The following is a 12,470-nucleotide window of genomic DNA, read 5'->3' as shown; positions in this document are numbered from 1 at the left end:
AATAGCATAGCATTTATTATTTGAAACATTTTTAAGTACCTTTCTTTCCTGTAAATTTTTGTATTTCACTATTAACCTGTTTATCTAAAAGACCAATTACCATCACTAAAAAATTAAAACCTATTAAAGATGTATAAGTCACTATTTCTGATCCTCGCTTTTTTTAGCTTGCAAAGCCAGGCACAAAGCTTTGATTTCCAGATAGACCATTCTTCGTTGATCGTCAACAATCTGGATACAACGGCAGATTTCTATGCCCATATTCTCAAATTAAAGGAAATACCACATCCGGACCAAGCCCCTGGATTTCGTTGGTTTTTAGTCCAGGGCAATTCGCAGCTTCATTTGATCCATAAAGATACTGTGGTCATGAAAAAACATAAATCCATGCACCTTTGTTTGTCCACACCCAACCTGGAAACTTTTATAGACCATTTAAAAAATAATAACATAGAATTTGAAGATTGGCCGGGTAAAAAAGGTGCCGTTACGCTACGTTCGGATGGAGTGCGACAGATATACCTACAAGATCCAGAAGGTTATTGGATAGAAATCAATAACGCAAAACACTATTAATAAAACAAAACCACAGTTAAGTAAGATTTATTAAATTTGGGTAAAAATGAATAAACCCTAAAAAGAATATGAATAAGGAAAATGCACAACGGAACACTATAATCGATGCCTTCATAAATAAAGAGAAGGTTAATTGGCAAGAAGTGCTTGCTACTATAATTTCCGGTTTTGATTGTACAACGGGTACAATCCATTTTTTAGATGAGCAAACTTCCTTATTAAAGGTCCAGGCCCACCAAGGTATTCCTCCTTTTTTGGTACCCAAACTTTCGGCGATTCCCATAGGAAAAGGAATGGCAGGTATAGCAGCGGAACGTCGTGAACCGGTTGAAATGTGCAACCTACAAACCGATGATTCCGGGGTGGCTCGCCCTGCTGCCAAAGAAACAAAAGTAGAGGGTTCCATTGCGGTTCCCATGTTACTCAATGGAAAATTATACGGAACCTTGGGAATAGCCAAACCTGTTCCCTATGATTTTACATCAGAAGAAGTTAGTGACCTATTAAGTATCGGTGAGAAAATAAGTGGGTTTGTAAGTCAATAAACATAAATAATCCACGGCATAAAATAATAAAAGGACCATCGATTAGAAGGTCCTTTTTTATAAACCAAAGTTATAACCTCGGTTAAACTCTTGTAATCTTGGCTCCAATGGCACGCAAACGCGTATCAATATTTTCGTAACCTCGATCGATCTGTTCTATATTGTGTATAGTAGAGGTGCCTTTGGCAGACAAGGCTGCTATCAGCAAAGAAACTCCTGCCCTAATGTCCGGAGACACCATGGTAGTAGCTTTTAGACTGGATTTAAAGTTATGTCCTATAACCGTAGCCCTATGGGGGTCGCAAAGAATAATCTTAGCACCCATATCAATTAATTTATCTACAAAGAACAAACGACTTTCGAACATTTTTTGATGAATTAATACTTCACCTTTCGCCTGGGTCGCCATCACAAGGATAATACTCAATAAATCCGGAGTAAGTCCAGGCCATGGAGCATCGGCCACCGTTAAAATGGAACCGTCTATATAATTTTGAATCTCGTAGCCATCCTTATGTTCCGGAATAACGATATCGTCTCCCTTGCGTTCCAATTGTATACCCAGTTTTCTAAAAACTGTGGGAATCTGCCCCAAGTCGTCCCAACTAACATCCTTGATCGTTAAATGACTTCTGGTCATAGCCGCCAATCCGATCCAACTACCAATCTCGATCATGTCCGGCAACATCCTGTGCTCTGTACCTCCAAGGCTATCAACACCCTCAATTTCCAATAAATTGGATCCTATACCGGTAATTTTAGCTCCCATTCTATTCAGCATCTTACATAGTTGCTGTAAATAAGGTTCACAAGCCGCATTGTAAACGGTAGTCTTTCCATCCGCTAAAACAGCTGCCATAACTATGTTGGCCGTTCCGGTAACCGAAGCTTCATCCAGTAGCATATAGGTACCCTTGAGCTTTTTGGCTTCGACCCCATAAAAGTGCTCCTCCTTATTGTATCGGAATTTGGCCCCCAATTTTATAAAACCTTCAAAATGGGTATCCAAACGTCTACGCCCAATTTTATCGCCCCCAGGTTTAGGAATGTATCCTTTACCAAAACGTGCCAATAATGGCCCCACGAGCATAATAGAGCCTCTTAAGCCTCTACCATCCTCTTTAAATTGTGTGGACTGCAGGTATTCCAAATTAATGTCATCCGCCATAAAAGTATATGACCCTTGAGCTTTCTTTTGAATTTTAACCCCCAAATCCTCCAACAAGGATATTAGTTTGTTTACGTCTACAATATCCGGGATATTGGTAATAGACACTTTTTCTGAAGTAAGTAGTACGGCACAGAGTATTTGTAATGCTTCATTCTTTGCCCCTTGCGGTGTTATTTCACCATGTAATTGATGACCGCCTTCTATTTTAAATGTTCCCATTAAAGTTTGAGAAGATTAGTACCGTTTTTTACCGCGGTTTTGATTTCTTTGCGTTTTTTTACCAGTATTGGTCCTTGGAGTTTTTGCGACACGATTCTTAAGGAACTGCCCACTTTCGGTCAGGTTTTCACCCTCCTTGGCAAGGTCTATTTGTCCATCGCTCAACTCATATAGATGCTTGAATATAGCTTTGTCGTCAACGGTGTCCTTATTCCAATTTAGGTAACACTTTTTCATATGATTGGCAATTGCATATTCCAATCCATCCCGCATATCTCCCTTTTCCCATTTAACGGCCACATCGATCATACGTTTAATGTTGTTACCATAAAATCTATATTTTGGAAAGTTTTGGGGATATTCCAAAGGATCAGGACGCTTTTGCAAGGTTTCCTGAGAAGTGATCGGGAATGGTGAGTCCACGTTCAATTTAAAATCGGACATGATAAACAATTGGTCCCATAATTTATGTTGAAAATCGGGCACATCCCTCAAATGTGGTTGAATATTGCCCATAACACTAATTATGGCCTGTGCCACACGGTTACGTTCCGCATCGTCCTCAATGGAAATTGCATGATCCACCATTTTTTGGAAATGACGGCCATATTCTGGTATAATGAGCTTTGATCGCTCAGTATTGTATTCTAAGTTTTCTACTAAATTCAATTTGAAATATTTATTGCTATTGATTTATGATAAGGAAGTATTCTTATAACGTCTGCAAATTAACAAAATTATGCTAGAAATACTATTTTAGAGCGATATAACCCCTTTTACCTCCCCTACTTCCTTGTATTTACGAATTACTTCGTCCGGATTTTTAAGATTCACCGTAATGGACAAGCTGGTATATTTGGCATTTTTGGATTGTTTGGATTCGATTACGGCTCCTGTATTATCAAAAATATCCTGGATCTGCTTAATCTTTTCAGCGTCGGTAGGCACAATAAATTTGTACAAATAATTGGAAGGCCATTTACTGGTTTCAGCCAACTGTTCCTTTAATCTAGTATAAAAGTCATCTGATTTATCTTGATTCATACCAATGTTTTTGCAAATATATAAAGTATCATTGGCAATTTTTTAATCTTAGGGGTATTTCATTACTTTGCACCACCATTTTATGCAAGTTATTGCACAACCTTAAAGGACATTATTTGAATATCGAAAAAATTGTTATCACGGGTGGGCCCAGTACCGGAAAGACCTCCATCATAGAAAAAATTGAAAAGGAAGGCTTTTTATGTTTTAATGAGATATCACGGGAAATTACACTGAAAGCAAGGCAACAAGGTATTCCCCAGCTATTTATTTCAGACCCATTGCTTTTTAGTGAGCGAATTATTGAGGGCAGGATAAAACAGTTCAAAGCAGCCGAGGAGGTAAGTAATCCCTTGGTGTTTTTTGATCGTGGCATTCCTGATGTGGTGGCATATATGGATTGTTTTGGACAAGCTTATGGCGACCATTTTGTGGAAAGCTGTAAGAATTATAGGTATGACCACGTATTTTTATTACCACCTTGGAAAGAAATACACGAGTCTGACAATGAACGTTATGAAAACTTCGAAGAAGCCCTGCGTATCCACACTTTCTTGGAAAAAGCCTATACAGATTATGGCTACAAAATTATAAATGTTCCCAAGGAAACCGTGGAAGGAAGGGTTACCTTTATACTCAATAAAATAAAAAATCTATAGTGCAGCAGCACCCTAAGGATATATTACAGAAATATTGGGGCTTTCCGGATTTTAAAAATTCACAGGAAGAAATTATAAGCGCCGTATTGAATGGGCAGGATGTTCTTGCCTTGCTTCCTACTGGAGGCGGAAAATCTTTGTGCTATCAGATACCCGCATTGGCCCGTGAAGGTATTTGCATTGTAGTGTCCCCTTTAATCGCTTTGATAAGGAACCAAGTAGAGACCCTTAAGAAACTGGGAATAAAGGCCATTGCCCTTACCGGAGGCATTTCGTTTGATGAAGTAAACAACTTATTGGACAACTGCCTGTACGGCAACTATAAATTCCTTTACCTCTCACCGGAAAGACTGCAACAAGAATTGATCCAGGAGCGCATTCGGCAGATGAACGTAAACCTGATCGCCATTGACGAGGCCCATTGTATCTCCCAATGGGGAAACGATTTTAGACCTGCCTATTTGGAGTGCCACATCCTTAAAGAATTGGCACCCAGCGCATCTATGATCGCCTTAACGGCCACGGCAACAGGAATGGTAGTAAAGGACATATGCCTAAATTTAAACCTGGAACAGCCCTTAGTGGTAAAAGATTCCTTTTCCAGAAACAATATTACCTTTAGCGTATGTTGGGAGGAGGACAAAAAATACCGTCTTAAAGAATTATGCGCCCAAACCAATGGAAGTGCCATAGTATATGTTCGGAGCAGAAAAATGACGATGGAATTGGCCTATTACCTAACCCAACAAGGACATACGGCCACTTTTTTTCATGGCGGCATTTCCAAAAAGGACAAGGATATTAGGTTAAATCAGTGGTTGGAAAACAAAGTGAAGATTATGGTGGCCACCAACGCCTTTGGAATGGGCATAGACAAGCCAGATGTTGGCCTAGTGGTACATTATCAAATTCCCGATAGTATGGAAAATTATTTCCAGGAAGCTGGAAGGGCCGGTAGGGATGGGAATCCGGCGAATGCTGTACTAATTACCAACCAAACCGATGAAACACAGGTGCGAAAGCAATTTTTAGGGGTGTTGCCAGATGTTGACTTTCTAAAACTATTATACCGAAAACTCGCCAACTATTTTCAGATACCTTTCGGGGAAGGAAGTGGTGAAACCTTTCAATTGCCATTTAATACCTTTTGTGACACCTATAAACTTAATACTACATTAACGTATAATGGATTAAGGTTGTTAGACCAAAATTCGGTCATAACCCTAACCGAAGCATTCTCACAAAAGACGACTATCCGTATGATAGCTTCAAAGCACAATATATTTGCTTACCTGGAAAAAAATGAGAAATCCGCACCCACCATTCAAACTATACTGAGAACCTATGGCGGAATTTTTGATTTTGATACAAAAATCAATCCCCTATTGATCGGGCGAAAAGCCAATAAAACTGAAAATGAGGTGATCGAGGTCTTGGAACAATTGGAAAAAGATGAAATAATTGAATATCACGCCCAGCACAGCGATCTGGAAATTACCTTTTTGGTTCCTAGGGAGGATGAACGGACTATCAATATCTTCGCAAAGAAAATCAAACAAATTCAGCAAGTAAAAAAAGACAATGTAGAAAGTATTTTAGGCTACATTAAGAACAATACCCTATGTAGAAATAGGCAACTATTAAATTATTTTGGTGAAACCAACGAAGAGAACTGTGGAAAATGCGATGTCTGCATCAAAAAAAATCCCGTGGGCAATGATATTATAAGAATCATAGAACAGGATATATTACAAATCTTAATGGTAAAAAAAGTAAATTCCAGAGGATTGATAAAATTATTGACCTATAAGGAAAGTTCTGTTATTTTGGCAATACAAAGACTATTGGAAGATAGGAGAATAAAAGTAAATACGATAAATCAGTACGAAATAATCGAAAGATGAACAAATCACGAATAGTGTTTATGGGTACCCCGGATTTTGCCGTGGCCATTTTGGACAAACTCGTAAAGAGTGACTGTAATATTGCTGGCGTTATTACAGCCCCGGACAAACCTGCTGGCCGGGGAAGAAAACTGCATGAATCTGCCGTTAAGGCCTATGCCAAGGAACACCATCTTAACGTCTTACAACCTACCAACTTAAAGGACCCCGATTTTATTAAGGAATTGGAAGGATTGCAGCCAGACCTACAGATTGTGGTAGCTTTTAGGATGTTGCCCAAAGTAGTATGGGATATGCCTCGTCTTGGGACTTTTAATCTTCATGCTTCCCTCCTGCCCCAATACCGTGGGGCGGCCCCAATTAATTGGGCCATTATAAATGGAGAGAAGGAAACTGGAGTGACCACCTTCTTTATTGATGACAAGATCGATACTGGAGAAATTTTGCTTCAAAAGAAAACATCCATTTCCGATACCGAAACGGCAGGCAGCTTACACGACAAGTTAATGTATCTAGGGGCCGATCTGGTTTTGGAAACCATAAATAAAATAGAACGTAAGGAAATAGTACCCTACAAACAGCAGGAAGATGCCCCATTAAAGGAGGCACACAAACTTCATAAGGAGACCTGTGAAATAGATTGGCAACAGAATATCTCCACAATTTTCAATTTTATTAGAGGGCTTAGCCCCTATCCTACTGCCTGGACTACCTTGTACAATGGGGAAGAAGAATTGTTCCTAAAGATATATTTTACCAAAATGGATTTGGAACCACATCAATTAAAGGTTGGGAGCGTTGTAGCCACAAAAAAAGAACTAAAGGTAGCCGTAATGGGAGGCTACATTAATTTACTGGAAATTCAATTGCCAGGTAAAAGAAAAATGGCCACCAAAGAGGTGCTAAATGGACTAAAATTAACAGAAAACGCCTATGTTGGGTAAACCCCCATGTTCATTGGGGGTACGGTGAAACGTAAAAAACGTCCTACTTTATCAACAAACGTTTCAAGTTATCAACAAAAATGCGGATTTCCCCTTATTTTACTTGCGTTAATGGCAAATCCGTATAAATTTGTTGAAGTATTTAATTATAATTAATAACACTTAATTTATCGAAATTATGAACAAAACAGAATTAATCGATGCAATGGCAGCTGATGCTGGCATTACTAAAGCCGCAGCTAAAAAGGCATTGGAATCTTTCCTAGGAAACGTTGAAGGTTCTCTAAAAAAAGGTGGTAGAGTATCTCTAGTAGGTTTCGGATCTTGGTCTGTATCTAAAAGAAATGCAAGAGAAGGTAGAAACCCATCAACTGGGAAAACTATCCAAATTGCAGCTAAAAATGTAGTGAAGTTTAAGGCAGGTGCTGATTTGAGCGGTGCAGTAAACTAGTCATAATTTATTATACATTGAAAGCACTTCTCTATCGGGAAGTGCTTTTTTTGTACAAACGCTTTTCAGATTAACAGATTTGTTATATTTTAGAGATACAAGAACAAATTATATGGTTGCTGAAAAGCCAAGAAAAGGCAAACTACTTATTGCTGAGCCTACCCTATCTGGTGATGTTTCCTTTAACAGGTCTATTGTCTTGTTGGCGGAACATAACGAGGAGGGATCTGTTGGTTTTATCCTGAACAAACCTTTGGATTACAATATAAACGACCTGGTTACCGAAATAGATATTCCTTTTCAAGTTTACAATGGTGGTCCGGTGGAACAGGACAATCTTTATTTTATCCATAAGGTACCAGAATTAATCGTAAATAGTATTGAAATTTCCGACGGTATATACTGGGGCGGAGATTTTGGGTCTATTGTAGATCTTATCAATAATAAAATTATTTCTGAAAATGATATAAGATTCTTTCTGGGATATTCAGGTTGGTCCTCACTTCAATTGGATGAGGAATTAACTTCCAAGTCGTGGGTGGTAGTCAAGAATGTCTATGAAAGTGATATCATACAAAAATCGTCCAATGCTTTTTGGAAGGAAAAAATGATGGAATTGGGCGGAAATTATGTTATTTGGTCCAATGCCCCGGAAAACCCCAGTCTAAACTAAGAATGTTCAATTGAGCCTTGCGGCCGCATTAAGCTTGCCCAAAAGATCGGAAGCCACTTTATTGCCGTACTCCTTTTTCCTATATTTCGTAATGGGTTGAATACCTCTAATGGCGTTGGTAATGAACAATTCGTCCGCTTTTTGCAACTCGAAGGGCGAAATAAAGGCTTCCTCAAAATTATAGTTATCCAACGCACCTAAAATTCCGATCAATTTCTTTCGCACAATTCCGTTTAAACAACCATCCTTTAATGAAGGGGTCTTGATAAGCTGGTCCTTTACCAAAAATAGATTTCCATTTAAAGCCTCTACCACCTTTTTTTCATTGTTGAGCAACAGACAATTCTGATAACCATTTTCGGCAGCATAAATGCTCCCTACCACATTGATAGCCTTATTGTTGGTCTTTAAGGTGGAAAGCATATCCGGATTTACATAAAAATCTTTAAAAAGCTCTACTTCGTAGGTTTCATTATTTAGGGTATAGAACGGGGAGTCCAATACACTGGTCTCTATTATGTAGGATACGTCATTGGTTTGGGGCAGATATAGTCCACCATTATTTCTAAAAACGGTGAATCGGACTCTGGCCGGTTTTTCCAATAGTGCATTGGCTTTTACGGCTGCCATTATCTGTTCCTCCAAAAATTCCATGGTAAAATTCATAGGAATCTCCATTCTTAAAATCCGCATGGACGCCATAAGGCGGAGGTAATGATCTTCCCAAAAGAAAATTTTACCATTAACTACCCTAATGGACTCAAAAAGGGCATCACCATAACGGAGCCCCCTATTTTCGTGATTAAGGTAAAATGTATTCTTAGAAAGTAGGTTTCCGTTAAAATTAACCATAAAAAAAGCCTTGAAAAAATCAAGGCCAAAGGTACGTTTTATTCCCTTAATGCCTTAAGCAGAACCCAAAACTTGTTTTAAACTGGATACTTGGTTCTCCCATAGCATTTTAGATTCGTCCACTTCATCCTCATCCGCAAAATCTGTAATAAACAGGGACACATCTTTGGTTATTTCATCTACGATGATACGCATTTCAAAAAAACTATCATCTTCTTCCGCTACCCAGGTAAATTTTACAAATTCATCGCTCTTGCGTTTTAATAATTTTGCTTGCTCTTCGGAGCCGTCCCAAATAAAATTGAACATTTCACCTCTGGAATTTACGTTGTCCGCGAACCATTCCGAAAGCCCTGAGGGGGTAGATATATATTGATATAGTAGTTGTGGCGAAGATTGAATTACAAATTCAACTTCATATTTAATTTTATCGCTCATTCTTAATAGTGTTTATGGTGGACAATATATATATTTATAAATGATAAAAAAATAAAACCGAGATAATATTTTTAGCGATCTAATTTGGAAAGGACCAAAAATTAACTTTATATTTGCACCCGTTTAAAACGGCACGGCGAGGTAGCTCAGTTGGTTAGAGCGTCGGATTCATAACCCGGAGGTCACGAGTTCAACTCTCGTTCTCGCTACAAAACTTAAGTTTATACAAATCAACGGATTGGTTACTGCCAATCCGTTTTTTTATGCCTTCTATTTCAGTACTTTTGTCTACCGTAAACGAAAACGCAAACGTTTTTAGAATGAAATTGAACTATTCCGAACCCAAAATATACACCGGAGGTGTTGATGTAAATAGGTGGTCTTCCCTAACCAAAAAGGAGCAACAACAAGCCCTGGACAAAGATTGGTTCGTTTATTTTTCCTTTAGAGACCCAAAAACGGGCAGGCTCAAAAAACGACCACAGATAAAAGGAGGTGCCAATAGGCTAAAGACAAAAAAGGAGCGATTAACCTTTCTAAAAATAATCCAAAGAAATCTTTTGATACTGCTCGAAGCGGGTTTTAACCCTTACAAAGATAATTCCGACCTAGAAGAGGATTTCTTGAACGGCAGATTATTAAATGGTAAGCGATCAACAAGCAATACAAAAACAGTTGAAAAGGCTCATTTAATAACTGAAAAATCGAAGGCACCGAAAGAAAAGGAGTCGGTTCAAAATAATATGGTTAGCATTAAAGAAGCCTTTGGCATTGCATTAGAAACCAAAAAACAGGTTCTTAACCAAAACTCCTTTTCCAAATACCGTAGTAGGATCAATGCTTTTAAAAAGGCCATGTCTGAATTGTATTCTGAAAATGATTCAATCACCAGTATTACCAAAAAGGACGTTATAGGTTATTTAAATGAAACCTTGACAAGGACCAGTGCAAGAAACCGAAACAATGTTAGAACTGACTTAAGTTCATTTTTTCAAGCGTTGGAGGACAATGAATTGATAGAAAATAATTTCATAAAAAAAATAAACATCCTTAAAGCCGTTCCAAAAAGAAATAAATCTTACACACCCCAAATACAAAAAGACATTACTGACTACCTTGAAAAAAATGACACCCTTTTATTACTCTTTGTACAGTTTGTCTGTTATAACCTTTTACGCCCTATTGAGGTATGTAGGCTGAAAATTGGAGATTTAGACCTTAATGACAGGAAGATATACGTAAAAGCCAAAAATAGTCCTGTAAAGATCAAGATTATACCAGAAATTATGCTTGCCCAGATACCGGACTTGACAAAGAAGAATAAAGAGCATTATTTGTTTACACCCTATGGCCTCGGAGGGGAATGGAAGGTCGCTGACAATGACAAAAGAAACTATTTTACCAAAAGATTCAAAAAGGTAAAGGACCACCTTGGTCTAGGTATTGACTACGGACTTTATAGTTTTAGACATACATTTATCTCCAAATTATATAGGGAGTTTGTCAAGGCAACCACCCCTTTTGATGCCAAAACTAAGTTAATGCTCATTACCGGGCATACTAGCATGGATGCCCTTGACAAATATCTACGCAATATTGATGCAGCCTTACCCGAAGATTATTCCAATCTATTAAAATAGGTCTACTTCTACTCTATAAGATTATTTGCACCACCAATCATGAAATAATAAAAATTTTACACTTAACATAAATATATGGAGTAAGAAATAATGGTAATACAACAGATAATACTGTATTTCATCGATTAAGCGAATTCCAAAACCAATATTTATTAACTTAGAAGGTTAGAAACAAAACATTGGATGTAGTAATCCCCCCACTTTACATCAGCGAAAATTTTAATTGATTTATAGGATTTATAGTATGCTTAAAAGTATCTGGATGCGGCCTTGTTGAATTATAGTTTGCTATAAGTATTATATCATCAATGATGCTATCCAATTGTTGTAAAAAATTATAATGAACCATACTTTCAAACACCTCCTAATAGTTGTTATAATCTATTTAACTCCTATATCTTGTTCATCACAAGATGTTTACGATAAATTTTCTCGGAAACTATGTAAATGTTTAGAAAGGGAAAAAGTACAAGGCCCTTCTGGAATGGAACCCTGTTTTGAGGAGCTCCTTGTAAAAAACATGAAGGAATTAAAAGAAGTCTATAAAGTTGAAGCATTTTCGGATATAGATACCGAAGACCTTGGAAATAAGGTTGGAGTCAGAATGTTAAAGAATTGCGATTACGCCATTGGAATATTTTCTAATCAAGATAAAGAAGAAAAAGAGAAAATAGTAAAACAGGCCAATTTGACTTGTGATGATTTAAAATCAGGAGATTTTTATTATCTCACTAATAAGACAAATATCGTTCCTGACACAACTCATGTAACAATTTCTAAGAATATGTTTCTAGAAAGGATGGATAACGGACGGACTTACTCTTTATTGAACATAAATTGGCAAGATGAATGCAATTTTGAATTAGAATTTAAAGAAAGTAATGACCCTTTAAAAAAGGAATTGAGTACTCCTGGAGATAAGTATAAATATCAAATTCTTGCAAATCGAGAAAAATCTATTGTATTAAAAGTATTTTGGGGCGAACACGAATTTCAAGTTGAGTTCTTCAAAGGGAAATAACGTTTTACAACAAAACCTATAAACAATACGGGCTGCGGGCTTAATCGAAAGGTTTGCGTATATTTAGGAAGTCCGCAAAATCTTTGGGATTTTGCTCTAGACAAGAAAAAACAAATCAAAACCAAAAGATTTCGCTATGTGCGTGGTGGAAAGCAAACGCTAGTTTGCTCCCGTACTGTTCATAGCTCAACCGTTAGCTGCAAGCAGGTACGTTAAAGGGACATCCTTTACAAAGTTAAAGTCACATAGTTTACACTTTTTTAGGTTATAATTTGAGATCAAAATCAAATTATCATGCCTTGGAAAGAAACAACAACTATGGAACAGAAAATT

At 37.5% G+C, this 12,470-nt stretch carries 14 protein-coding genes and 1 tRNA gene; 10 read left to right on the top strand and 5 right to left on the bottom strand.

All coding sequences use genetic code 11. The features are described from left to right. Positions 1–129: 129 nt before the first annotated feature. The gene (locus tag H4O18_RS10525) at positions 130–576 is read left to right on the top strand and encodes a VOC family protein (protein WP_187584293.1); all 447 of its coding nucleotides are present in this window, start codon (positions 130–132) and stop codon (positions 574–576) included. 68 nt (positions 577–644) lie between these two features. Beyond that, positions 645–1,121, top strand: a complete 477-nt coding sequence (locus tag H4O18_RS10520) for a GAF domain-containing protein (RefSeq protein WP_187584291.1) — start codon at positions 645–647, stop codon at positions 1,119–1,121. Positions 1,122–1,203: 82 nt separating this feature from the next. On the opposite strand, the gene murA is transcribed toward H4O18_RS10520, so the two are convergent. From murA to H4O18_RS10505, 3 genes are all read right to left on the bottom strand, one after another. Then, positions 1,204–2,511: a UDP-N-acetylglucosamine 1-carboxyvinyltransferase gene (gene murA / locus H4O18_RS10515; protein WP_187584289.1), complete on the bottom strand. Its 1,308-nt coding sequence runs from the start codon at positions 2,509–2,511 to the stop codon at positions 1,204–1,206. Positions 2,512–2,526: 15 nt separating this feature from the next. Next, the gene (locus tag H4O18_RS10510) at positions 2,527–3,180 is read right to left on the bottom strand and encodes a DUF4290 domain-containing protein (protein ID WP_187584287.1); all 654 of its coding nucleotides are present in this window, start codon (positions 3,178–3,180) and stop codon (positions 2,527–2,529) included. A gap of 87 nt (positions 3,181–3,267) precedes the next feature. After that, positions 3,268–3,555 carry a DUF493 family protein gene (locus H4O18_RS10505; RefSeq protein ID WP_187584285.1) on the bottom strand — a complete coding sequence of 96 codons (288 nt, stop codon included), beginning with the start codon at positions 3,553–3,555 and terminating at the stop codon, positions 3,268–3,270. Between the two features lie 116 nt (positions 3,556–3,671). On the opposite strand from H4O18_RS10505, the gene H4O18_RS10500 reads away from it, so the two are divergent. From H4O18_RS10500 to H4O18_RS10480, 5 genes are all read left to right on the top strand, one after another. Continuing rightward, complete coding sequence (locus H4O18_RS10500; protein WP_187584283.1) at positions 3,672–4,214, top strand: AAA family ATPase; 543 nt, start codon at positions 3,672–3,674, stop codon at positions 4,212–4,214. Continuing rightward, entirely contained in the window at positions 4,214–6,118 is a 1,905-nt protein-coding gene (locus tag H4O18_RS10495) for a RecQ family ATP-dependent DNA helicase (RefSeq protein WP_187584281.1), read from the top strand. Before H4O18_RS10500 ends, H4O18_RS10495 begins: the two co-directional genes overlap by 1 nt. Next, positions 6,115–7,062 (top strand): methionyl-tRNA formyltransferase, encoded by a 948-nt coding sequence (fmt, locus tag H4O18_RS10490; protein ID WP_187584279.1) that lies wholly within the window; start codon positions 6,115–6,117, stop codon positions 7,060–7,062. The genes H4O18_RS10495 and fmt overlap by 4 nt, the downstream gene beginning before the upstream one ends. A gap of 178 nt (positions 7,063–7,240) precedes the next feature. Then, positions 7,241–7,513, top strand: coding sequence for an HU family DNA-binding protein (locus H4O18_RS10485; RefSeq protein WP_031443811.1), 273 nt, complete (start codon positions 7,241–7,243; stop codon positions 7,511–7,513). A 112-nt stretch (positions 7,514–7,625) separates the two neighbouring features. Then, positions 7,626–8,186, top strand: a complete 561-nt coding sequence (locus tag H4O18_RS10480; protein ID WP_187584278.1) for a YqgE/AlgH family protein — start codon at positions 7,626–7,628, stop codon at positions 8,184–8,186. A gap of 6 nt (positions 8,187–8,192) precedes the next feature. Here H4O18_RS10480 and H4O18_RS10475 read toward each other — a convergent pair whose 3' ends face one another. Together H4O18_RS10475 and H4O18_RS10470 are read right to left on the bottom strand one after the other, a co-directional pair. Beyond that, positions 8,193–9,038, bottom strand: coding sequence for an aminotransferase class IV (locus H4O18_RS10475; RefSeq protein ID WP_187584276.1), 846 nt, complete (start codon positions 9,036–9,038; stop codon positions 8,193–8,195). A gap of 54 nt (positions 9,039–9,092) precedes the next feature. Next, complete coding sequence (locus H4O18_RS10470) at positions 9,093–9,476, bottom strand: START-like domain-containing protein (RefSeq protein ID WP_111623129.1); 384 nt, start codon at positions 9,474–9,476, stop codon at positions 9,093–9,095. Between the two features lie 135 nt (positions 9,477–9,611). Here H4O18_RS10470 and H4O18_RS10465 point away from each other — a divergent pair. From H4O18_RS10465 to H4O18_RS10455, 3 genes are all read left to right on the top strand, one after another. Continuing rightward, a tRNA-Met gene (locus tag H4O18_RS10465) sits at positions 9,612–9,685 on the top strand. Positions 9,686–9,739: 54 nt separating this feature from the next. Beyond that, positions 9,740–11,116, top strand: a complete 1,377-nt coding sequence (locus H4O18_RS10460) for a tyrosine-type recombinase/integrase (protein WP_187584274.1) — start codon at positions 9,740–9,742, stop codon at positions 11,114–11,116. A 520-nt stretch (positions 11,117–11,636) separates the two neighbouring features. Beyond that, positions 11,637–12,137 carry a hypothetical protein gene (locus tag H4O18_RS10455; protein ID WP_187584272.1) on the top strand — a complete coding sequence of 167 codons (501 nt, stop codon included), beginning with the start codon at positions 11,637–11,639 and terminating at the stop codon, positions 12,135–12,137. Positions 12,138–12,470 lie beyond the last annotated feature (333 nt).

It is taken from the genome of Arenibacter arenosicollis, assembly GCF_014397245.1.
GTDB classification, from domain to species: Bacteria; Bacteroidota; Bacteroidia; order Flavobacteriales; family Flavobacteriaceae; genus Arenibacter; species Arenibacter arenosicollis.
Note: the sequence above shows the minus strand (reverse complement) of the source record. Positions and strands in the feature narration are given on the sequence as shown.

Coding starts and splice junctions, on each gene's coding strand:
- H4O18_RS10520 (WP_187584291.1), top strand. CDS start 645: ATGAATAAGGAAAATGCACAACGGAACACTATAATCGATGCCTTCATA.
- murA (WP_187584289.1), bottom strand. CDS start 2,511: ATGGGAACATTTAAAATAGAAGGCGGTCATCAATTACATGGTGAAATA.
- H4O18_RS10505 (WP_187584285.1), bottom strand. CDS start 3,555: ATGAATCAAGATAAATCAGATGACTTTTATACTAGATTAAAGGAACAG.
- H4O18_RS10525 (WP_187584293.1), top strand. CDS start 130: ATGTATAAGTCACTATTTCTGATCCTCGCTTTTTTTAGCTTGCAAAGC.
- H4O18_RS10455 (WP_187584272.1), top strand. CDS start 11,637: ATGAAGGAATTAAAAGAAGTCTATAAAGTTGAAGCATTTTCGGATATA.
- H4O18_RS10470 (WP_111623129.1), bottom strand. CDS start 9,476: ATGAGCGATAAAATTAAATATGAAGTTGAATTTGTAATTCAATCTTCG.
- H4O18_RS10480 (WP_187584278.1), top strand. CDS start 7,626: ATGGTTGCTGAAAAGCCAAGAAAAGGCAAACTACTTATTGCTGAGCCT.
- H4O18_RS10460 (WP_187584274.1), top strand. CDS start 9,740: ATGCCTTCTATTTCAGTACTTTTGTCTACCGTAAACGAAAACGCAAAC.
- H4O18_RS10475 (WP_187584276.1), bottom strand. CDS start 9,038: ATGGTTAATTTTAACGGAAACCTACTTTCTAAGAATACATTTTACCTT.
- H4O18_RS10485 (WP_031443811.1), top strand. CDS start 7,241: ATGAACAAAACAGAATTAATCGATGCAATGGCAGCTGATGCTGGCATT.
- fmt (WP_187584279.1), top strand. CDS start 6,115: ATGAACAAATCACGAATAGTGTTTATGGGTACCCCGGATTTTGCCGTG.